The sequence below is a fragment of the Novipirellula rosea genome (assembly GCF_039541335.1).
Taxonomy (GTDB): Bacteria; Planctomycetota; Planctomycetia; order Pirellulales; family Pirellulaceae; genus Novipirellula; species Novipirellula rosea.
The window spans coordinates 196715-218394 of the sequence record NZ_BAABGA010000035.1 but is presented as its reverse complement, the minus strand read 5'-3'; the positions used below and the strand labels follow the sequence as shown (position 1 = coordinate 218394).

Here is a 21680-nt window from a genome sequence, read left to right as displayed (position 1 = left end):
GCGGTTGTAATGCGGAGAGCCATCTAGTTAGCCGGCGGATACCGCTTTAGAATCGAAACCTCTCGTAGATGCTTCTGAGACGCAGAGGCAAGAGACTGAAAAATGAATTGTCGGACGGAAAAGCGGCATGAATGACGGTGACGGTCGGTCGAACAACGCGATGGTGGACGAATCCACTTCGCTCCCAAAAGTATTGACGGGAATCCAGGGCTTCGACGAAATCTCGGGGGGCGGCTTGCCAGCGGGGCGGCCCACGTTGGTGTGTGGCAGCGCGGGATGCGGCAAATCGCTCTTTGGCATGGAGTTCCTCGTTCGCGGTGCGACGGAGTTCGACGAACCCGGAGTCTTTGTTTCCTTTGAGGAAACCGAGCACGAGTTGACTGCGAATGTCAGTTCGCTGGGATTCAACCTGCCCGAATTGATTCAAAACAAAAAGATGGCGATCGATTACGTTCGTGTCGAACGCAGTGAGATCGAAGAAAATGGTGAATACGATCTCGAGGGATTGTTCATTCGTCTGGGGTACGCGATTGACTCGATTGGCGCGAAACGCGTTGTCTTGGATACCATCGAGACCCTCTTTAGCGGGCTCTCGAATCTTGCCATCGTTCGCTCCGAATTACGACGATTGTTTCGCTGGTTGAAGGAAAAGGGGGTCACCGCGGTCATCACCGGCGAACGCGGCGATGGTCAATTGACACGGCAAGGACTCGAAGAATACGTCTCGGATTGCGTCGTCATCCTCGACCATCGGATTGTTGATCAGGTTTCCACGCGTCAGTTAAGGATCGTCAAATACCGCGGCACGTCCCATGGAACCAACGAGTATCCGTTTTTGATCGACCAGGAGGGGATTGTGGTAATGCCATTGTCCTCAATCGCACTGAACCACACCGTTTCGGCAGACCGGATTTCATCGGGTATCGACGCTGTCGACGAAATGCTTGATGGCAAAGGGTTTTATCGAGGCAGCAGCGTGTTGGTCTCGGGAACGGCGGGCTGTGGAAAATCATCGTTGGCCGCTCATCTGACCCACGCAGCTTGTCGTCGCAACGAACGAGTGCTGTACATTGCGATGGAGGAGTCGCCCGACCAAATCGTGCGAAACATGCGTTCCATCGGCCTGGATTTGGCCCCTTTCATTTCCAATCGATTGCTGCAAATCCATTCGATTCGCGCAACCTCTAGCGGGATCGAACAGCATTTAGTGCAGTTTTACAAGATGGTCCGACGTTTCCAACCGAGCGTCGTCGTGGTCGACCCCATCAGCAGCCTCGAGCGCGGAGGAACCTACAACGACGCTAATTCGATGGTCACGCGGTTGGTCGATTTTTTGAAAACCGAAGGTCCCACCGCCTTTATGACAAGTTTGACCAGCGGCGATGCGGCGATTGAACAAACCAGCTTAGAAATCTCGTCACTTGTCGATTCATGGTTACTGTTGCGAGACGTCGAATCTGAAGGTGAACGCCACCGAGTGCTATACGTGCTAAAATCACGAGGCATGGCTCATTCACACCAACTCCGCTCGTTCCAGATCACTGATAATGGAATCGTGCTGTCGGACAGTCGATCAAAATGCGAATGATTTTGTTGCGACGATGGTTTGCTATGTGCACTAGCCAAATTCGTAAAGCGCTTTTCTAAACACTCGTTCTGAACCCCCTGCGTCTTTCGCCAAGCCATCGCCCTACGGGATCCCCCCTCATGGAATCATTCGAATCACTCACACAAAACTTTGACCCGGCGACCGACGAAGCGGTCGAGCGATGGGAACTTCGGCTCTACGTGGCGGGTAAAACTCAGAAATCGATGACCGCATTTAACAATCTCAAGCGGTTATGCGAAGAACATCTCAAAGGCCGTTACAGTATCGAAGTGATCGATCTGGTGGAAAAACCACAACTCGCTGCGGGGGACCAAATTATCGCCGTTCCAACGGTGGTACGAAAATTGCCCGAACCCCTCTGTCGTCTGGTCGGTGATTTGCGAAATACAGAAAAAGCCTTGGTCGGGCTGCAATTGCGGCCGCTACCAACCGTCGATAACGCCTAACGACTTCATCGAAAGCGTCTGGCGGCTTGATTGAAGGCATGTTGCGAGCCGAGTGCAACGTTTTTCGTAGCGGAACTTACGTAGCGGAACGAATGCCCAGGTCACAGCCAGCAAAAAGGTTCAACGTTACGCCGGGCAACTCCTCGCCGAAGGCTGCTTGATGCGAAAGAGGTTTGTTTTCTCGTTCCACAGGCACGGCAACCGCCTTAATAAAATGAAATTGGCATGACGCTAATTTGACATGATAGTCGTTTGTAAAGTGAGCGAATGGACAACAGACTGAACGATCAGCAACCACCTGTATCGACATGGGACGAAGGTACGGATGGCGGTTCGCAACGTTTCATCTTGCGATTGTATGTAACGGGGATGACGCCGCGGTCGCTTCGCGCGATCGCACAAATGACATCGATTTGTTCGGAATACTTGCCAGACCGTCACGATCTTGAGATCATCGATATCTATCAACATCCCTCCTTGGCAAGCCAAGATCAAATTATCGCTTCACCGACGTTGCTAAAGACTAGCCCGCCGCCGGAAATCCGGCTGATAGGGGAACTATCAAATCGAGAAAGAGTCTTGAGCTCACTGGGCATCGCGGGATCGGAATAAGTTCAGATGGACGACGCTCAGTTGCAAGCACAGATTGACGAACTTCGCCGACGCCTGCTTGAAGCCGAAAACACGATCGAGGCGATTCGAGGAGGCGAGGTCGACGCCTTTGTAGTTACCGAGGGGGGAACCCAGCGGATCTATACACTCCAGGGCGCTGACCGTCCCTACCGGTTGCTGGTCGAACAGATGCAGCAAGGTGCGGTCACATTGACCGATCGTGGCGATATCGCCTATTGCAACCGTCGGTTTTCCGAGCTGCTGAACTTTCCCCACCACCGCTTGATCGGCACCTCGCTGTCCGATTTTGTCGTCCTGGAACAACCGCATAGTTTTCCGGCATTGTTAGAGGCTGGTCGCATCTCGTCGGCACAAACCGAAGCCGAGCTGGTCGCGTCCGATGGCACCCATATCCCCGTGATTTTGACGTTCAATGCATTGGACCCGGAGAGCGGGGTCGCAATCGGCGTGTTGATCACCGATCTGACCAGCCAACATTCGCACGAGCGGCTGCGTGAAACGACCGAGCAACTGCGGATCAACGAAGAGCGTTATCGCACTCTATTCCAGTCGATCGACGAAGGCTTCTGCGTCCTGGAAATGATTTATGACGATCAAGGACGTTGTTGCGATTATCGTTTTTTGGAGGTCAATCCAGCATTCGAAAAGCAATCGGGGTTATCCAATGCGCTCGGACGGACGATTCGGGAAATGGTTCCCGACATTGAAGAAACATGGCTACAGATTTACGGCGAAGTCGCTGCAACGGGAATTCCCAAACGATTTGTCAACGAAGCAGAAAAATTATCTCGCTGGTTTAACGTCTATGCATTTCGCTTAGGGGGAACGCACAGCCGACGTGTCGCCATTCTATTTACCGACATCACGCAACAACGTGCAGCCGAGATCCAACTAAAGTTCGCTCGTTCGCGACTTGAATCGACCTTGCATGCCGCAGAGATTGGCACGTGGGAATTTGACTTGATCTCGCAATCCGTTTCGGCCGATGCGAACCTCTCCCGCATCTTTGGCTTTTCCTCCGACGATACCCAAGAACGTCCGTTGTCAGCCTATCTTGCCATGATTCACCCCGAGGATCGCGACGCGGTTAGCAAGACGATTAACGAGACGATGGACAGCGGCGATCGATTGGAAGTGAGCTATCGAATCAGCGTCAATGGCCGCCCCGATCGACACGTGGTCGCGCGTGGCCGGGTGGACCGTGATGACAACGGGCGAGCCGTTCGCATGCCTGGCGTCGTGATCGACGTCACGGCCCAGCGTTTGGCCGAAGAATCGCTTCGCGAAAGCGAGCGAAATCTGCGTTGTATCGCCGAGAGTCTCGAAGAGGCCGATCGACGAAAAGACCAATTCCTGGCAACGTTGGCTCACGAGCTACGAAACCCGTTGGCTCCGATCAAATCGGCTGCGCAGATGATGCAGGCGGTCGACGAGGATCCCGAGCAACTGCGCGAACTCAGTGCGTTGGTCAATCGGCAAGCCGATCAAATGGTCCGCTTGATCGATGACTTGTTGGACGTTTCACGGATCAGTCGTGGCAAGATCAAACTGAGAACGGCCACGGTCGACCTGCGAGATGTCGTGGCGGTCGCACTCGAATCGGCAGCCCCCTTTATCGATGATTCCAAACAGAAGCTGCATGTGCAAACCGCCGAGGAACCTTTGTTCGTCACCGGCGACGCGGCTCGTTTAACCCAGGTCATCGTGAACCTGCTGAACAACGCAGCCAAATACACGCCCGCGGCAGGCGAAATCTGGTTCCGCGTCGAGAGAATCGACGACGAAGCTTGGATCACAGTTCGCGACAACGGCATCGGCTTGGAAAAGTCATCATTGAATAAAATTTTTGAGATGTTCGAACAAGTCGACGTCTCGAAAGAACGGGGGCAATCGGGTTTGGGGATCGGGCTATCACTAGCCAAAACGTTGGTCGATCTTCATGGAGGCACCATCGTCGCCGAATCCCCGGGCGTCAACCAAGGGTGTCGCTTTATTGTCAAACTTCCGTTGTTGGTCGGCTACACGCCCCCAGAGGAAATCGATTCGAGGCAACCGGCTGCCACCAATGGCGATTCGCCAAAGTATCGCATCCTGGTCGTCGACGATGCACGGGGTATCCGTTATGTGTTGTCGCGAATGCTGGTAAAAATGGGGCACTCTGTGATCGAAGCCGTCGATGGCGAAGACGGCTATCGAAAAGCGATCGAATATCTACCCGATATTGTTTTTTCTGATATCTCGATGCCTAATATGAATGGGCACGAATTGGCACAGAAGATTCGCCAGACCGAGACGCTGCAGAACATCCGTCTGGTCGCCTTAACCGGTTTCGGACAAGATGCGGATCGACAAAACGCAATCGAATCAGGCTTCGACGAACACATCGTCAAACCAGTGGACATTAAAGTCGTCGAGCGACTGCTTCATTCGAATCTATGAGCCACGCTCGTAACCAATCGCATTGCAACATGGGATGTCCAGAGCAAGTAAACGTGGGGTGCGGGCACTTGCACTGGGTCAAACGCACTTAAGGTACTGTTCGGAAATAACTTCGTGATTCGAATTTGTTAAAAATCACGCGGGAAGTGTTTTCTCTGTAGTGGACGTAGCTACGAGTCCCGTCGTGCCATTAAGTCGCTGGGACTCGTAGCCTCGTCCACTACATCCAAAGCTGGGACTCGTAGCCTCGTCCACTACATCTAAAGTTCATGTCATTCGGGTAACATCTTGGAAATGACGAAGTTATTTCCGAACGCTTCCAAATGTGCGGAACATTGACCGCTTTCAAACTCGACCGTCCCAAACATTCAATCGGGATCGACTAGGAGGCGGTGGTCGGCGGAGCTTTCAGTGAGCGTTGGAAAGCGAATCGCTCGAAGTGTTTGGGATGAGTCGTTTTAAGTCCTTGCAGCGCCTCTTCGATTCGCGCCGGGGTGCTGGTGACGATGACCAACACCGAACCATCCGCAATCATTTTCTCGTAGTTTTTTGCGGTATGATGATGAATCCCCCAGTGCCGCGTTTCTCCGAGCAATCCACCGACGGTGGCGCCACCGATCAGTGCGACGAGGGGTCCGGTCACGACGACCGGCACCATCAACGTGGCAATCGACAACGGCAGTGCCACGGCGCTACTGATCACCGCACCTAATCCCATCGACGCGGCGACGTCACGCGCGATCGTGGCTCCTCGTTCCCAGTTCAAATTCTCGAGTGCCTCTTCATGACCTCGCCAAACCAGCGAGACAGCATCGGGGGCAAAATCGAATTTCTCGAGAACTTCGACACCAACTTGTGCTTTCGCAAGCGAATCATAAACCGCCACTAGACATTCCGCATTCATCGTTGTCTTCCTCGTAAAGGCACTCGCAAAAAATCAAATTCTAAGGGTCAAATTGTGTTCGCCGGACCAGACGAAGCGAATCGAATCAACGCATAAAGAAGACCGCGGCTGCCAACAGAAACAGAATCAAAATGATGAAGTAGGTTGCAGCCACAATTCCAAAGGCAAAGCTCGGCTGGCGTCGATCCATCGACATCTGCTCCTCCTTACCTCGTTCACTCGGCGGCACTCCCGTATCATCCTCACGAGCTTTTTTTTCGCTATTCAACATCGATTGTGTCTCGTCTGCTGTCCTGCTCATCTTATGCCCTTTCATTGCTAAGGCTTCTCTGGCTCGAAACCGAGACCACGAATAACGCGGTTCCGAGTAATCCACACGCTGCACGGCGCGTGCCGAACGACATAGCGAGTGACATTCCCCATCAAGGCGCGGCCCAGAAAATTGCGGGGAGTTTCGCCCACAATCAACAAGTCGCTTTGATGATTTTCAACGAAGGTGACCAACCCTTCACTGACATGATCGCTTTCGATCAAGTGTGGTTTTGCTTGCGGAACTTTGACGTGCAGTTGTTTTAGTGCCGATCGATTCGCGGCGGATGCCAGTTCTTTGACCGATTTTGGATCACGTTCGATTTGAAACGCAACTCGGCTAGCAAAGGGGATCACGGAAACCAGATCGACGTCCGTGAACCGTCCCCAACCTGTCTCGACGAACTCCTCAAGCGCCGCCTGCGCCGAGGCCGTTTCCTCGTAACCGATCGCAATTCGCAGCGGACGATCGGGATCGTCCCCGATGCGTTCCCGCACAACCAGCACGCTGCAATGAGCATGCGTCGCGACAAATTCGCTTGTGCTGCCGAGCAACAATCGTCCAACGACGGAATGTCCACGTGCGCCCAACACCACCAAGTCGGCCGCTAGCTCCGATGCGACGTGAACGATGGCAACGCCACGATCTCCTTCGCGAATCTCGTGACGCAAATTGACGTTCGCGCCTTCGAACATCGACTGAACCTTCACGAAACACTGATCCGCAAAGGCGCGCTCATGCTCGATCGACTTCAACATCCAATCCGACATCGGATAAGCTCGATCGATCGAGGGGATCTCGATCACCGATACCACGGTTAAGTCGACTTTATCGGGGTGGGGCAAGTGCGCCAGGAAACGAGCGGCCACTTCCGCGCTCTTGGAACCGTCAGTTGCAAGAACAATGTTCTTCATAAGATTGCTCCCTACACCCTTGATCCTACCGCAATCACATCAAACTAGCAAAACTTTTCCCTGTTTTTACGAGCTCCGCACCCACTCGCACGGCACGACAATCGCACTCCAGCGACGCTAGCCGACCGCGGCGTCGCCCTGCATGGCGTCTAGTTGGGTAGCGAGACGGGACCGCCCGGTTGCAGCGAGTCGAAACGCTCAACCCCGCAACTCGGCTTACAACACGCCACCAAATCGGCGGCCACTAAGAAAGGGCTTCATAACAAGGACGCCGGGAAAAACACTTGGCGTCAAGAAAGCTGGCAACTTGGGGGGAACGGATCTCTTGGTGCCCTTTCCCCAAGTTGCTAAAATAGAAGCTACCGCCTTGGCCACGACTCTACCCGCGATCCCAAATTGCGAGTCGGCTAGGAATTTTTGCTCTCTAACGCTGAAGCTTTCCGTTCCAACTGGACACTCCGTATGCAAGATGCGTTAGATCAAGTTCTGCAATTTGGCCAATTTGCCATGCTGGTCATCGCCGTCAGCGTGGGCATCATGCTGCTGCTGTCGATCGTCGACCGACATCCGCGCGACAAAAATTCTCACGACGAACGTGATTCTCGTAAATAACGTCGTTACGACTGAGGTTGTGCTTGTCGATCCCTGAGGTTGGCGGCCCGCTCATGGGCCGTGTCCTGTTTCGCGGCCCCCTCTTTTGCCGCTGCCGGGTGCACCGCGAACGCGTCGGTGCGTGCGACCAATACCGTTTCCAAACAGAACGTCATTTTATGTTTAGGTTGGAACTCACGCCGAATCACTTCAATCATCTCGTTACACGCTCCGGGCGGCGCGATGACTTCGATGCGTACTTGCGGTTTTCGCGAGACTTCACCGGATTGTATATCACTGCGGCCTGCGCCAACGCATGGCGTTGATGTGAACCCCGATGCCCCCAAGCGAACGAATTCGTTTTCGAGTGTTGTTTGCAACTCGGGTGCAGCGACTACTGTCAATCGCTGGATCTTGGAAACTCGGCGGCGGCGTGCAGATTGAGCATGCGCGGCGACAGGCTCGTGAGCATCGAGTCCGGTGACATTAAACACCAAGCCTTGCTGTTCGAAATCGGCTTCCATTTCATGCAATTTGTCCATCACGCTATGGTCGACCAATTGTGTCTCGGAAAGATCGAGCTCAACGTTTTTGCGTTCCAACAAACCCACACGTTCGATTTGACGTCGAATCGGAATCCAGTTGCTAAACACTGCCGACTTGTAGGCAACCAAACGCACGGTTTGCCCATCGTCGTCAAGCAATTCGATTTCCGGTTTGACCAGCGTCTTCAGCGGTACTCCGTTAGATAGATGCATAGCGATCTTGGTGGCGATCCCAATGGCAATCCCAATCAGCAAATCGGTGGCAAGCACCGCTACGAGCGTCACTGCAAAGATCACTAGCTGCTCGCGTCCGATCCGCCACACATTCATAAACTCTTGCGGATGAGCCAAACGGAAACCGGTATAAATCAGCATCGCAGCGAGCGCAGCGACGGGAATCCGATGCAAGACCATCGGGATGAACGCGACACACACCAACAAAAACATGCCGTGCCAGAAGTTGGCAAATCGCGTACGCGCTCCGTTATCAATGTTCGCCTTGCTACGCACGATTTCGGATATCATTGGCAAACCACCGACCATCGACGCACAAACGTTGCCGATGCCCACCGCGATCACGTCGCGATCCATATTCGTTTTGCGTTTCCATGGATCGAGCAAATCGACCGCTTTGGCACTCAATAGCGATTCGAGACTGCCAATCACAAAGAACATGAACACCCAGCTCCACGCTTTGGGCTGGGCCAACGCAGTGAAATCAGGTGTGGTCAGCTGATCGAACATGCCAAAGACATGCTTGGGCATCTCGACCAAGTACTGTTCACCAAGCTGGTATTCGTGATTCTGTAGCGTGTAGGAGTGCTTGTGCATCAAGTCGAATCCCATTCCCATCGGGATCGCGACAAGCAGCACGATCAATGGCGACGGCAACAATTTAGTCCATGACGTCTTGGTCCGAATCATCGGCCAGACAAACATGATCAGAACGCTGGTCAATCCAATGGCCGCGATCGCGGGATTCGCCGACGCAATGAACTCGGGGATCTTGCCCAGCATCTCGATCGGAGTTCCCGAGGCACTAACGCCAAGCGCGACCGGAATTTGTTTGGCGATAATGATCACGCCGATGGCTGCCAACATGCCGTGAACCGCTGAGATCGGAAAAAATTCGCCAAGAATACCGGCGCGGAAGATCCCGAAAAATATCTGTAACAACGCAGCCACCACACCGACCGCTAGCGCCGCACGATAGGCCGCGACATCATTTGCCCCCCAGCCTCCGATCGACGAACCATCGCCACCGAACGATTCAACACAGCCCAGCACGATCACGATCAAACCGGCCGCAGGCCCCTTGATCGTCAATTCCGAATCACTAAACATCGTGGCAATCACCGAGCCGACAATGGCGGTAAAGATTCCGGCAATCGGCGGAAAACCACTCGCAATCGAAATCACCAAACAAAGTGGCAAGGCGATCAAAAAGACTAGCAGTCCCGATACGATGTCGTCCTTAAAGTACTTTTTAAACCCTACGAGGTTTCCTCGAGGGACGTCCCGTTGAACCGGTGCTTCATTGCTCATGAAAAGCGTTCCTGATGCAGTGTATTGTCGTTAATGTAAATGGATAAAAAAAATGGAAGGGGCGAGGGGGTGCGTCCGATCGCTGCTAGCCCTCTGTTGCCTTCGGCAGCGACACAGGTTCCTTCAGCAGCGACACTGGCTGCGGAACATGTTCCGCGTGGTCCGGCGTGTCGCCGTCGGTTGCATTCACGACCGCGACTCCTGCGGACGGTTCGTGCTCGGACGGTTCGTGCTCCGATTCTTCAAGCTCGGGATCTTCGGTCATCGGATTGCTTTGCCGTTGCCGCGTCAACTCTTTCGCCGCGTGATACCGCGACGCAACGCCTGGCTGCGGATACAATCCGCCGCCGAGGATCAGCAGACTCAAGACCAGCACCGCAAACTTCTCTGCGGGCCGAGCATGCATCGGAATCAGCGTGCGATTGTGACGCCCCGTGAAAATCCGAAAGTACGCGAACAAAACAGCGATGCCGTTCAGCGCCGCTGCGATCACGACCATCGATCCCACCAAGGGATAGACATCGACCGCCCCTTCGATCAGCAGCTCCATTCCCACGAAACCGACCGTCGCGGGAAATCCAATCGAAGCCAACCCCGTTAGCAAAAAGAAACCCGACAGAATCGGCATCTGCCGATACAGCCCGTGGAAATCCGCAAGCGAAATTCGCGAGATACGAGCCTCGATACATCGCAACGTGATTCCGAACCCGGTCAACGACATGCCAACGGAAACCCATAGACACAACGCTCCGGTCAATCCAATGGGGGTGACCAATTCGAGTCCCACCAACACCAACGATGATTGACTGAGTAACAAGTAGCAAAACATTCGCCGTGCTTCACGTTGAACCAGTGCCATGCCACCTGCATACACTGCGGTAAAGAGTGACAAGATCGCGATGCTTTGCATCGCCCACGAAGGTGCGATCGGTAAAATCAAACGCATCACGGCGTACGCGCCAACCAGCGGCGTTGTAAACAGAATCGCGGTTCCGAACGTTCCCTTTTCGAAAAGATCGGTCATCCATAAATGCAGCGGGAAAATCCCCGCGCGCAGCAGGCATGCCGTTGTCAAAAAAGCCCCGGGAACCAAGACCGCTGACGAGTGCACATCGACCATCGACATCCACGCCCAACCGGCCACCAACATGACCACAAATGCGCCCATATGGATTCGATAAATCCGAGTGCAACGTTCACGTTGGCGAAGTTCCAAATAAGGTGGAATCGTGGACACGACCAACAACAAGATTAACGTCCATGATTCGCGGCAGCTAAACGTTGCCAACATCAACGATTCGGACACCAGTGTCAGTTTTAGTGAGAACCGCGGTGCCTTGGTACGAAGCGTCGCCAGCACCGTGACCAAAAAGATCAATGCGACGAGTGCCAACTGATACGAACTCAGCTCGTCGACCACAAAGATATCGCGATTGAACAGCCAATCCAAGAACAACCAATGATCATGCGCCTCAAACGCCCCCAACGACACAAAGTCAATCAGTTCGCCAACGGTCAACGCATACGTTGCCGCACAAATGACAACACAATGACGAAGCGATCGCTCTGAATTGCCAATGAAGTGAACCCACAGGGCTCCGAACATGGGTACGAGGATGGAAACTTCGATCCATGGAAAACGTAATTCTGACATCACGCAACCCTCTGTGATTCTTCGGGGTGCAAGGGAGCATCGTCCGATTCGCGAGACGCTTCCTTGGAAAGCAAGTCAGTCACTTGGCGTTCCAGCGAATCAAAAGTCATAAACAATGCGAGAAAGGGACGAACCACAAACTTATCTAGTGCAATATCCATAAATCCGCGGTCAAAACCAAAACGATAAGCCCAGCGATGCACGCTAGGCGGCAGCCTCCGTGTCCAGCCAGATTGCCGTTCGGTGATCCGAGCCCCGAGTGCATTCTCGAGCTCGTTGTAGTCACGAAGCAGGGTAGGAGCACGAAGCAATTGCATCGTGCGAAGCGAAGCGTGTCCGATGATGTGGATCAAGGCCAAGTAGCGGAAACCAAGTCCGATTTCCATCACAATGATCCCCACCTGTGTCAGCGAGGCGTACGCCAGCGAGACTTTGATGTCGCTCTGCACTCGCGACATCAACGCGCCACACACCGCGGAAACAGCCCCCAGCGTGATGACCATCAACTGCAACGTCAACGAAGCTTCCAGTAGTGGACTCATCCGCAACAACAAATAGACGCCGAGATGCACCGACAAGGCACCGTAAAAAATCGCACTCGAGGGTGTGGGACCTTCCATCGCACGTGGCAACCACCCCGAAAACGGGAAGAGTGCCGATTTGCCAGCGGCCGCAATCAACATCAAAGTGCCAACCAACAACGCCTGACTTGAATTCACCGCAGCGGTCCCTTCGGGCCAAACGCCCGAGCTCATCAGGCCACCGAAATCGCCTTCGCCCGTCATATGGTGCATCGTGATTGCCGCGATCAAAAAAGCCGCATCTGACAACCGATAGATCGACCACACACGTTGTCCATTACGAACCGGATTCTCTCGTTCATGGAAGTAAGCCACCAACAGCGCCGAAGACAACCCGACCATTTCCCAGCCGACAAACAGCGTTTCAATGGTTCCAGCCAACGACGATGTCACCATCCCACAGTAAAACACCGCGTAGTACAAAAAGAAGCGTCCGTAACCTTGTTCGCGATGCAAATAGCGACGCGTGAACGCTCCCACCACACCACATAACACACACGACAGAATCAGAAACGGAATGCTGAGGCGGTCAAAAACAAATTTGAGGTGAAAGTGAAAGTCGAGATCCGCATCTTCGATCGTGACCCAGTCGCCTAGTTCAATCGGCACATAGCGAGTCCCGACCACCAACATCAGCACCAGAATCCCAATCGCCGGCAACAACGAAAACAACACCGCTGCTTGCGTGATCCGAGAGATCGAGGTCTCGCTGAGCGGCCGGTCCAGAAGCGCTGACAATCCTAAGATCGCCAGCAGGATCGCCGGGCTGGCGACGACGGCAGTCCCAAGTATTTGGAAGACCGTTTCAGTAAGGTTCATAGAATCCTTTCGCTGCTTGCGGCTTGACGGAATGTGACAGGGTTGTGAAGCAAGATGTGCAAAGCAATGTTTCTAAAAGTATTAAGTAATGGTGGTGTTTGTTTACCGCTACAAACACAAATCACACCGATCGCGATTCGTGCCGGGTGGCGTCCAACGAATCGAACAGCCAACGTCGTGGGGGCTAGAGGATTGAGGCATCGGCTTGTCGCGGAGCCGGTTCCATGATCGAAGCAAACCCGAGCAACCCCCGTTGTCCTCGGTACCAATCGATCGATGATTCAACCTCAGGCAACTGCTGTGACCCCGGCACATAGGGCTCGTATTTACCGTCGACATAGCGAGATAAAGCCAATGTTTCAGGGTCTATCAAAGCCAGTTTGATCCAGCTGCCTTTGACTAGTTTGGCAATGCCTGGGCTGGAACGGATGATCCGGTCCATTTTTTCGGGCGTCGTTTCGATCACGAACAACATACGAATCGGTTCATGGATTTCGACCATCTGTTGTGACAAACCAGGACGCAAATCGCTGGCGGCACCCGTCATCACCCCGATCATCGAAGCGACGTTGTGCGGCAGTTTTGACCCGCAACCATACCCCTCGGTGTCGATCGTCGAAAAATAGTATTCCAAATTGATGCCCGCACACACGGGAATCGCCGCCGACAAGATTCGCGTTAGGATCGACGCCTCATCGTCGTCAATACTCGGGTCATAAGAGGTCACGAAGGCGCGACGGTCCAGAAACAATCCGCGACTCCATTCACGTCGACCGACAAACGTCAACGCGTTAGTGGCATGGTTGTATTCAGGCCGCGCTTGAGACAGATCCTCGGCACGCTGTTCGACATGCTCGAGTGCTTCGCGTGGTGTTAAATCCAAGGACGCTGATTCAAATTTCCGTGAACGCTCATGCGCAACTCGCGCTCGCGTTTCGTTCACGCTCTGTTCAATCCGGCGAAATAGGGGACGGTGAGTCCGCGGTAACAAATCGAGATCGTAATACTCGACATTGTCATTGCATGTATTGTGATAAGCCCCGACAAAACGAACTTCATCGGGAATTTCGACACCTCGCGCGGCGGTTAGCTTGCGTACGCGTGGGTCGTTCGCCATCATCGCGAACGCACGGGCATTGGGGCCTCCGCGACCACCGCTACAAGCCCCACAGTTGTAGGCTGATTCGTGAGGATTGTTTAAACTGCTGCTGCCGTGACCAAAGAACAACATGATCGGCGGGAAACCTTTCACCACGCCGATATCTTGCAGGATCCGCACGACAATCCCGGCCATCTCTTCGAGACTGTAGCCGAGCGAATCAGCATCGGGTCCGGGTTCGTCGGTTATCCGCTCGAGGTGCAATTCGGTGGCGGGTGGACGGACAAAGGTCCCAAATGATTTGCGAATTTGAGAGGTCAGTCGCGGTGCCATGATCCGAGCGACCATGGGGAACGTGGCGACGGCTCCGAACACGCCGGTCACCCAACCACCCACCATCGTGCGGCTACTGGCGTGGACTTGATGCGTCATCCGTCCGATTTGACGCCGCCGATTTGCCCGTCGCTCGCTGGAGGTGATCGTCGAAAATGTGGGTTCTTCTAACACATAGTGCTTGGGCGTAATGATGTTCGGACACAGCGGGCGAAAATGCGCGTGGTCGGCGCCCTGGTAGTACATCGCGACCGCAAAAAATCCAGCTGCCGACGCGGTTTGACATTCCGAGTCGACTTCTTCCAAATGACGACGAAACGACTCTTCGCGATCATCGATGCAAAAAATTGCGATATAGGCAGGCGTCGGATCGGGGGAATGCCGCAGTGCGGCGCGGCGCCGTGTATGAGCCGCCACCGCATCCAAAGTTGCAATTTGGTAGTGCCGCTCATAAGCGAGGTGCAAAATGCGACGTCGCTCCGTCGAGGAAAACAATTCGATCTCGCGGATCAGACATTTCCACTGCGGTTCGGACATGTTGATCAGTTGCTCGGGAATCCAGCCTCCGGCTTGGGCGAGTTGAAACACCGAATAGCATCGCTGTTCAGTCGAGGGCCCCGATTCTCGTTCCCACTTTTCGCTTGCGATACGGTGAATCTCACTGATGTCCGCTGTACCGAATCGCAATTGCCCCACCGCCGCAATCGCGTGCCGTTCCAACATCAAGCGAATCGCCAAATATTCGTGCAACGTTCCGGCCGGCGCAGGTTTGGGCAACCAAGGTGCGCTGGATTCCATCTGCCAAATCATGCCCGCCCAACCACGTAATGACAACAACGTTAACTCGATCTTTTCGCCGAGCTGATCCGCATGGATCCCCATCGCGTCGAGCGATTGAGCGATCGACTCAATCGGGTCGAACGATTCATCGACAATGGTCGCCAACTCGTTCTGTAGCCCCTCCATCCACGCCGGTTTGATCGTCAATGCGTTTCGGTACAGCGAGGCAAACGCCTTGGCGAAACCTTGTTCCCGGTTTGGCAGCGACCAATCAGCCAGCCCCTGATCAAGGAACGCTCCACAAAACCGAATCAACACTTCGTTAACGGTGACGTCAATGTCGTCGCCGGTGATCTCGACCAACAAATCTCGTAGACGAGCAGGCTCGTCTGCCATACCGGTCTGCAAATTCGCTGCTTCAACACCGTTGTGGCAGATCGCCCACATCAATTTTAAAACAAACGATTCCCACTGAGCCGCCGACCATGACTGCAGATCATTCCCCTGGCAATCGACAATCACCTCCTCGACGACGGCGGGCAGTGCCGTCGCGGCCGCTTCACTCTCGCTGCGTGGGGTACCGCTTTCGCGGTTTCGCAGCACCCAATTTCGTGTGTGCTGAATCACTTGCTCGCGGCGCTGCGGCGACACCTCACGACTAAACCGCCTCAGCAAATCGCTTTCGGCAAGCAACCAACGCAATTCGGCATCGGGAGCCGAATGCAGCGTCATCTGCAGCATCGCCAAACGCAACGTGTACCGCGTTCCAAAACTGGCGACTAAGTTGTCCGCATCATCGTCCAACTCGTCCATCAACACGTGACGCAAATCATCGACCGAGATGCGACCTTTTTCGATCTCCTCGCGATAACGCTCTTCCGAAAGATACGGTTCACAACCGTATAGTTTTCCCCCCCGAATCACCGCCTCTTCAAACGGCAAATCCTCGAACGAATGCAGCGTGTTGTGATGTACGAAGACCGATATCGGTCCCTGAGAGGGCAAGTAGTGCACCGCATGCTCGATCGCGGTGTGGATTGCAGATGCTCGGTCAGAACTTGGCGTGACGTGCAGTTCTTGGCGAAAGTCAACGTCCGCTGACACATCTTGCATGTAACCGATCCTCGATGGCAAATTATGGAAAAGAGCGAGCCGTCTGAGACGACGTTCGCTCTCTGCGAGCACGCCGCGTGCCGTGTGACGCTGCGGCGACCATGCTCCAAATGCTAACGAGCAGTTTCTTGCACGAATTGCCGACAAATCATTTCTTCAAAAATTGATTCTTTTCTTTGCTTATCGAGCCAAACGCAAGTTTGCTAAGCGATTATCGCGGCAACGGCGGCCCCGCCGCTGCAATTTTCTGCACGGCATGTGCAGAACCTTGCAGACGCGGTAAGAACCTCTCAAAATCGAAGACGTAACCCACTGCAGGCTTCGCATTACCGAAAGTCCGCAATGGAAAGATGTCGCACTGATCACGCCTCTTTGAGCGACACCGCAGGCTCAGCGACAGAGCACAGCAATGGATCTGACGTGGGACACCTCTGATTGCGACGCTAATGGATCCGCAGCTTGAGGCTGGTAAACCGAATGAGGTTGGGAAGCCGAATGACTCCGCGAAGTGGATTCCAGTCACGCCGCAGAACCCCCATGCTCGTGCGGAATCAAACCCAGGAATAAACGTTCCCGCAAGCGTGTTGGCACGGCTCATTTTGAGCATGATGTAGGCCCCGCCGACGGGGCCGCAACTAGACCCATTTTTACGTAGTTGTTAAGATTAACGCCTGTGCATTTTTCGCCATCCTCTGCTTATCGATATTTATGACTCAATCTGCTGTTGCTCGAACCCAGTTGACGGACGCAACGGACGCCGGCATCGATCTCGGAAAGAGACTTCGCGAGTCGTTAGGTGGGCGTGAACCAGACGCCGTCATTTTGTTTGCGTCCCCGCAATACGATTACACGCGTTTACTTACGGCACTCCATCAATCCTGTGAACCGAACGTGTTGGTCGGTTGTTCGTCGTCGGGCGAGTTCACTTCACAAGGCAACAGTGACGGTTCCGCGTGCGCAGTGGCGATTTGTTCCGACGAAATCGAATTTTCTGCGAATATGGCGGTGGGGCTCCGGCACGATTCCGAAGCGGTCGCTCGGCAATTGGCGGGATCATGGCAGGGCGAGCATCGGCATCATTTTCGCTATCGGACGGCCCTGGTGTTGACCGATGCGTTGGCCGGACACGTCGAAGAGTTTTTGAATCAATTAACAATCGCCACGGGAGGCGGATACCGGTTCGTCGGGGGTGGTGCCGGCGACGATGCCCGCTTCGAAGAAACGCACGTCTTCTGTGGTACCGAAGCCGCGACCGATGCCGTCGTCGCACTCGAAATCCTTTCGAACAAACCGATCGGAATTGGGGTCGCGCATGGTTGGCGAGACGCGGGGCCGTTGTTGCGGGTCACCGAGTCGCGAGCCACCGACGTGGTCAGCCTAAATTCGACCACCGCTGCCGATGTCTTTGCCGAGCATGCCGAAGCAACGGACCAACATTTTGACCGTAGCGCCCCCTTACCTTACTTTTTGCATAATGTTTTAGGCGTTCAAACCACCGACGGATACAAGCTCCGCGTCCCGCTGCAAATCCAAAACGACGATTCGATCGCTTTTGCCGCCGAGGTACCACGTGGCAGCACCGCCCGCATCATGTGTACCACGGCGGTCGACGCCAGTGCGGCGGCCAGCGCGGCGTGTCAATCGGCGCTGGATCAAATCAAAGGCTGCGAGCCTGCCGTGGCCCTATTTTTTGACTGTGCCGCGACACGACTCCGACTTGGAAAGAGTTTTGGATTGGAATTGCAGGCGTTGCAAGAGACGTTGGGAACCGACTTTGTTGGTTGCAATACGTATGGACAGATTGCCAGATCGGAAGGACAGTTTAGCGGATTTCATAACTGCACCGCAGTCGTCTGCGTGTTTCCCGTTTGAGCCACGTTATGAATTTCGCCCAGACGCTAGACTGGATTGCCTCGCTAGCGGCGCCGGCAACTCGATTCGAAACCGCCCAGCAGTTTGCACGTGTGCTTGGAGTAGAACATCTGATCGTGTTCGCCGAGGACAGCGACGTCGGACAATTCCTGCCAATCTCTGGCTTTGCTCAAACGTTGCCCGAAGGCAAATCGTGGCAAACATTCTTGCGTGGTTGTCGTGATTCAGCTCGCCACACCGCAACGCTTGCGTACCCGGTGGCGGACCGCCAATGTTGCGCCAACGGTATTTCGATCGGATCGTTGGTGATCGTGTTATTGGGTGATCCACGTGCCTCGGCGGTGGGACTTGATTTGTTCGAACAAACGCGGCGTGGCTGGGAACTGTTTGCTTATGGCGTCTCCGGCGAACTGGCCTCGGCCGCCTCCGCTCGCCACGCGATGGATGCTCGTGAAGCGGCCGAGCAATCTCGTCGTCTTCTTCTGAGTTTGGATTCGGCGCGACGGGAACTTCAAGACGCCGTCGTCGCCGCGGACCAAGAAATCGACCGTCGCCGATTTGCCGAAGCCGAGGTTTCGCGGCTGTTGTTAGCCGAAAAGCAATTCTCGCGATTGCTGGCCGAGAGCGAGGCACGGCTTCGCTTGGCAGCTCGGGCCGCAGGCTTTGGTACGTACTATGGCGACGTGCAAGCGAACCAAGTGAGTGTGTCACGCGAGTTCATGCTGCTGCTTGGGTTACCCGCCGACCACAACGACACGATTCGCTTGAAACGGTTGTTGAGCTCGGTGCATGAGGATGACCGTGACCGGGTCGCACGAAAGATGGACAAAAGCTTGGACCCCGCCGGGAATGGCGAATTCCAAGATGAACATCGAATCGTTCGCCCCGATGGCGAAGTGCGATGGGTGATGATGCGCGGCAGCACCATCTTTGCGGGAGATCCTCCCACGCGTTATCCCTCTCATATCGCTGGAGTCGCGATCGATATCACCGAACGCCACCAGTACGAAGATCAACTCAAGGAAGCGCGTCACGCTGCCGAGGCTGCAAACGAAGCAAAAAGTCTATTCCTCGCTAATATGAGTCACGAGATTCGTACGCCGATGACTGCCATTCTTGGCTTCGCCGACCTGCTTCACACGCGACTGCAGGACCGCAAAGACAAAGCATGTATCGAAACGATCAAGGCCAATGGAGACCACCTCTGCGAGATTCTTAACGACATTCTTGATCTGGCAAAAATCGAAGCGGGAAAAGTCAACATTCGTCGCCAAGCTCACAGCATTGTCGCATTGGTCGACCATGTGCATGCTCTTTTGAACGGCCGCGCCGCGGAAAAAGGACTGCGTTTGCATGTCCAGTACGATGGCTCGATTCCTAGCGAGCTGCATACCGATTCGAAGATGCTGCGCCAAATCTTGATCAATCTGGTAGGCAATGCGATCAAGTTTACCGAGCGAGGTGAGGTGCGAATTATCGTCCGGTGCCACGCCCGCGACGAGCGGCTTGAGATCGACGTCGTCGATACCGGAATCGGTATCCCACCGTCAGACGTAGAGACGATATTCACCCCTTTTGAACAGCTTGACAACAGCGCGACACGAAAACATGGCGGCACGGGATTGGGGCTCGCGATCACTCGCCGCTTGGTCGAATTGTTGGATGGCACGATCCGCGTCGAGAGCGAAGTGAATATGGGATCGTCGTTCCGATTTACCTTCTCGACGGGATCTCTGGAGCACGCCAAATGGATCTCGCCGTCTGCGACACAAACCGAAACTCCGAAAGTGAACCGCACCAATCGGGGCCAAGACGTTAGCGAAGAGATGCCAGAAATATCGGGACGCATTTTGGCGGTGGACGACAGTCGCGACATTCGGTTTCTGGTCCAAGCATTTATCCGCGCCGCAGGCGGAGAGGTATTGTCGGCGGTTAATGGAGCCGAAGGAATTCAAAAATGGACCGCCTGCCGTGACGAGGGGACGCCGATCGACGCAATACTCATGGATATGCAGATGCCAGTCATGGACGGGATCACCGCAACCCAACAATTGCGTAACCAAGGTTTTCAGGGGCCGATCATCGCGCTGACGGCAAACGCGCTGCAGCGTGATCAGCAGCGATGTCTTGCGGCTGGCTATAGCGACTTCATTACCAAACCGATCGACCGACGCGAATTGCTTGCCAAACTCTCACGCTGGCTCACACACGACACATCTTGATGCAATCTGCTGCAAGATGCGTTCACGCCGTTAGAAAAGCCCCATTGGGCACCAAAAGACATCGCCAATTACAGCTGCATTTCAGCCTTGGCTTCGCAAAACTTATCAATCGCAAACTGCAGATCCTCTTCAGTATGAGCAGCCGAGATCTGCGTGCGGATCCGTGCTTTGCCTTTGGGAACGACCGGGAATGAGAAGCCAATCACATAGACCCCTTTGCTGAGCATCAGATCGGCCATTTGCGACGCGACAACGGCGTCGCCAAACATGATTGGGACGATCGGATGTTCACCCGGCAGGATGTCAAAACCGGCTTTCTGCATCCCTTCACGAAAGAAGCGAGTGTTGGATTCCAAACGGTCACGAAGCTCGGTCGACTCGTTCAGCAACCCGATCGCACGCAACGAGGCGGCAACGATCGGAGGAGCGACCGAGTTCGAAAACAGATAGGGCCGACTGCGTTGACGCAAGTATTCGATAATTTCGCGTCGCCCACTCGTGTAACCACCGCTGGCGCCTCCCAAAGCTTTGCCCAGCGTTCCGGTGATGATGTCGATGCGGTCGATCACGTCGTGGTGCTCGTGAGTTCCCCGGCCATGTTTGCCCATGAATCCGACCGAATGCGAATCATCGACCATCACCAACGCATTGTACTTGTCGGCCAAATCGCAAATCCCTGGCAGATTGGCGATGTAACCATCCATCGAAAATACACCGTCGGTCGCGATCATACGGAAACGAGCGGCGGAGGCATCGGCCAATTTGGCCTCTAAATCGGCGAGATCGTTATTGCGATAACGAAACCGCTGGGCTTTGCACAAGCGAACGCCATCGATAATCGAGGCATGATTCAGTTCGTCCGAAATGATGGCATCCTCACTGCCGAGCAACGTTTCGAACAACCCTCCATTCGCATCAAAACAGGACGTATAGAGGATCGTGTCCTCGGTACCGAGAAACTCGCTGAGCGATTGCTCGAGCTGTTTGTGAACATCCTGAGTTCCACAGATAAAACGAACTGACGAAAGTCCGTATCCCCAACGATCAAGTCCTTCGTGCGCGGCCTTAACAATCTCGGGGTTGTCGGCCAACCCCAGATAATTGTTGGCACACAGGTTTAGCACCGACTGGCCACCGCCCACTTGAATGCGAACATCTTGAGGCGAGGTAATAATCCGCTCGGATTTGTAGAGTCCGTTATCACGGATCTCGCCTAGTTGCTCGGACAAATGGGTTTGGAACGCGACGTACATAAACTTGCTTTCGTGTGA

The 21680-nt window shown here is 54.3% G+C and carries 15 protein-coding genes; 7 read left to right on the top strand and 8 right to left on the bottom strand.

Annotation, left to right across the window (positions count from 1 at the left end; genetic code table 11):
- The first annotated feature begins 127 nt into the window (after positions 1–127).
- The 4 genes from kaiC to ABD971_RS13640 all read left to right on the top strand — a co-directional run bounded on the left by kaiC (position 128) and on the right by ABD971_RS13640 (position 5127).
- Positions 128–1588 (top strand): circadian clock protein KaiC, encoded by a 1461-nt coding sequence (kaiC, locus tag ABD971_RS13655; RefSeq protein WP_339939851.1) that lies wholly within the window; start codon positions 128–130, stop codon positions 1586–1588.
- Positions 1589–1707: 119 nt separating this feature from the next.
- Complete coding sequence (locus ABD971_RS13650) at positions 1708–2055, top strand: circadian clock KaiB family protein (RefSeq protein WP_339939850.1); 348 nt, start codon at positions 1708–1710, stop codon at positions 2053–2055.
- Positions 2056–2322: 267 nt separating this feature from the next.
- The gene (locus ABD971_RS13645; RefSeq protein WP_339939849.1) at positions 2323–2667 is read left to right on the top strand and encodes a circadian clock KaiB family protein; all 345 of its coding nucleotides are present in this window, start codon (positions 2323–2325) and stop codon (positions 2665–2667) included.
- Between the two features lie 6 nt (positions 2668–2673).
- A complete protein-coding gene (locus ABD971_RS13640; RefSeq protein ID WP_345322868.1) occupies positions 2674–5127 on the top strand; it encodes a hybrid sensor histidine kinase/response regulator in 2454 nt (817 codons plus the stop codon).
- A gap of 382 nt (positions 5128–5509) precedes the next feature.
- Here ABD971_RS13640 and ABD971_RS13635 read toward each other — a convergent pair whose 3' ends face one another.
- From ABD971_RS13635 to ABD971_RS13625, 3 genes are all read right to left on the bottom strand, one after another.
- Positions 5510–6031 carry a hypothetical protein gene (locus tag ABD971_RS13635; protein WP_339939847.1) on the bottom strand — a complete coding sequence of 174 codons (522 nt, stop codon included), beginning with the start codon at positions 6029–6031 and terminating at the stop codon, positions 5510–5512.
- Between the two features lie 85 nt (positions 6032–6116).
- Positions 6117–6332: a hypothetical protein gene (locus ABD971_RS13630; protein WP_339939846.1), complete on the bottom strand. Its 216-nt coding sequence runs from the start codon at positions 6330–6332 to the stop codon at positions 6117–6119.
- 17 nt (positions 6333–6349) lie between these two features.
- On the bottom strand, positions 6350–7255 hold the full coding sequence (locus ABD971_RS13625; protein ID WP_339939844.1) for a universal stress protein: 906 nt from the start codon (positions 7253–7255) through the stop codon (positions 6350–6352).
- A gap of 462 nt (positions 7256–7717) precedes the next feature.
- On the opposite strand from ABD971_RS13625, the gene ABD971_RS13620 reads away from it, so the two are divergent.
- The gene (locus tag ABD971_RS13620) at positions 7718–7867 is read left to right on the top strand and encodes a hypothetical protein (RefSeq protein WP_339939842.1); all 150 of its coding nucleotides are present in this window, start codon (positions 7718–7720) and stop codon (positions 7865–7867) included.
- A gap of 5 nt (positions 7868–7872) precedes the next feature.
- Here the strand turns inward: ABD971_RS13620 and ABD971_RS13615 are convergent, their stop codons facing one another.
- The 4 genes from ABD971_RS13615 to ABD971_RS13600 all read right to left on the bottom strand — a co-directional run bounded on the left by ABD971_RS13615 (position 7873) and on the right by ABD971_RS13600 (position 16315).
- Positions 7873–9936: a SulP family inorganic anion transporter gene (locus tag ABD971_RS13615; RefSeq protein ID WP_345322867.1), complete on the bottom strand. Its 2064-nt coding sequence runs from the start codon at positions 9934–9936 to the stop codon at positions 7873–7875.
- Positions 9937–10021: 85 nt separating this feature from the next.
- The gene (locus ABD971_RS13610; RefSeq protein ID WP_345322866.1) at positions 10022–11590 is read right to left on the bottom strand and encodes a proton-conducting transporter transmembrane domain-containing protein; all 1569 of its coding nucleotides are present in this window, start codon (positions 11588–11590) and stop codon (positions 10022–10024) included.
- On the bottom strand, positions 11590–12990 hold the full coding sequence (locus ABD971_RS13605; RefSeq protein ID WP_339939836.1) for a proton-conducting transporter transmembrane domain-containing protein: 1401 nt from the start codon (positions 12988–12990) through the stop codon (positions 11590–11592). The genes ABD971_RS13610 and ABD971_RS13605 overlap by 1 nt, the downstream gene beginning before the upstream one ends.
- A gap of 184 nt (positions 12991–13174) precedes the next feature.
- On the bottom strand, positions 13175–16315 hold the full coding sequence (locus ABD971_RS13600) for a DUF2309 domain-containing protein (RefSeq protein ID WP_345322865.1): 3141 nt from the start codon (positions 16313–16315) through the stop codon (positions 13175–13177).
- Between the two features lie 708 nt (positions 16316–17023).
- Between ABD971_RS13600 and ABD971_RS13595 the strand changes: the two genes are divergently transcribed.
- Together ABD971_RS13595 and ABD971_RS13590 are read left to right on the top strand one after the other, a co-directional pair.
- Complete coding sequence (locus tag ABD971_RS13595) at positions 17024–18187, top strand: FIST signal transduction protein (protein WP_345322864.1); 1164 nt, start codon at positions 17024–17026, stop codon at positions 18185–18187.
- A gap of 8 nt (positions 18188–18195) precedes the next feature.
- On the top strand, positions 18196–20409 hold the full coding sequence (locus ABD971_RS13590; RefSeq protein WP_345322863.1) for a hybrid sensor histidine kinase/response regulator: 2214 nt from the start codon (positions 18196–18198) through the stop codon (positions 20407–20409).
- Between the two features lie 68 nt (positions 20410–20477).
- On the opposite strand, the gene ABD971_RS13585 is transcribed toward ABD971_RS13590, so the two are convergent.
- Entirely contained in the window at positions 20478–21662 is a 1185-nt protein-coding gene (locus ABD971_RS13585) for a glycine C-acetyltransferase (protein WP_345322862.1), read from the bottom strand.
- Positions 21663–21680: the final 18 nt, after the last annotated feature.

Bases quoted from the DNA above. Each gene is read 5' to 3' on its own strand.
- kaiC (WP_339939851.1), top strand. From the start codon at position 128: ATGAATGACGGTGACGGTCGGTCGAACAACGCGATGGTGGACGAATCC.
- ABD971_RS13650 (WP_339939850.1), top strand. From the start codon at position 1,708: ATGGAATCATTCGAATCACTCACACAAAACTTTGACCCGGCGACCGAC.
- ABD971_RS13645 (WP_339939849.1), top strand. From the start codon at position 2,323: ATGGACAACAGACTGAACGATCAGCAACCACCTGTATCGACATGGGAC.
- ABD971_RS13640 (WP_345322868.1), top strand. From the start codon at position 2,674: ATGGACGACGCTCAGTTGCAAGCACAGATTGACGAACTTCGCCGACGC.
- ABD971_RS13635 (WP_339939847.1), bottom strand. From the start codon at position 6,031: ATGAATGCGGAATGTCTAGTGGCGGTTTATGATTCGCTTGCGAAAGCA.
- ABD971_RS13630 (WP_339939846.1), bottom strand. From the start codon at position 6,332: ATGAGCAGGACAGCAGACGAGACACAATCGATGTTGAATAGCGAAAAA.
- ABD971_RS13625 (WP_339939844.1), bottom strand. From the start codon at position 7,255: ATGAAGAACATTGTTCTTGCAACTGACGGTTCCAAGAGCGCGGAAGTG.
- ABD971_RS13620 (WP_339939842.1), top strand. From the start codon at position 7,718: ATGCAAGATGCGTTAGATCAAGTTCTGCAATTTGGCCAATTTGCCATG.
- ABD971_RS13615 (WP_345322867.1), bottom strand. From the start codon at position 9,936: ATGAGCAATGAAGCACCGGTTCAACGGGACGTCCCTCGAGGAAACCTC.
- ABD971_RS13610 (WP_345322866.1), bottom strand. From the start codon at position 11,590: ATGTCAGAATTACGTTTTCCATGGATCGAAGTTTCCATCCTCGTACCC.
- ABD971_RS13605 (WP_339939836.1), bottom strand. From the start codon at position 12,990: ATGAACCTTACTGAAACGGTCTTCCAAATACTTGGGACTGCCGTCGTC.
- ABD971_RS13600 (WP_345322865.1), bottom strand. From the start codon at position 16,315: ATGCAAGATGTGTCAGCGGACGTTGACTTTCGCCAAGAACTGCACGTC.
- ABD971_RS13595 (WP_345322864.1), top strand. From the start codon at position 17,024: ATGACTCAATCTGCTGTTGCTCGAACCCAGTTGACGGACGCAACGGAC.
- ABD971_RS13590 (WP_345322863.1), top strand. From the start codon at position 18,196: ATGAATTTCGCCCAGACGCTAGACTGGATTGCCTCGCTAGCGGCGCCG.
- ABD971_RS13585 (WP_345322862.1), bottom strand. From the start codon at position 21,662: ATGTACGTCGCGTTCCAAACCCATTTGTCCGAGCAACTAGGCGAGATC.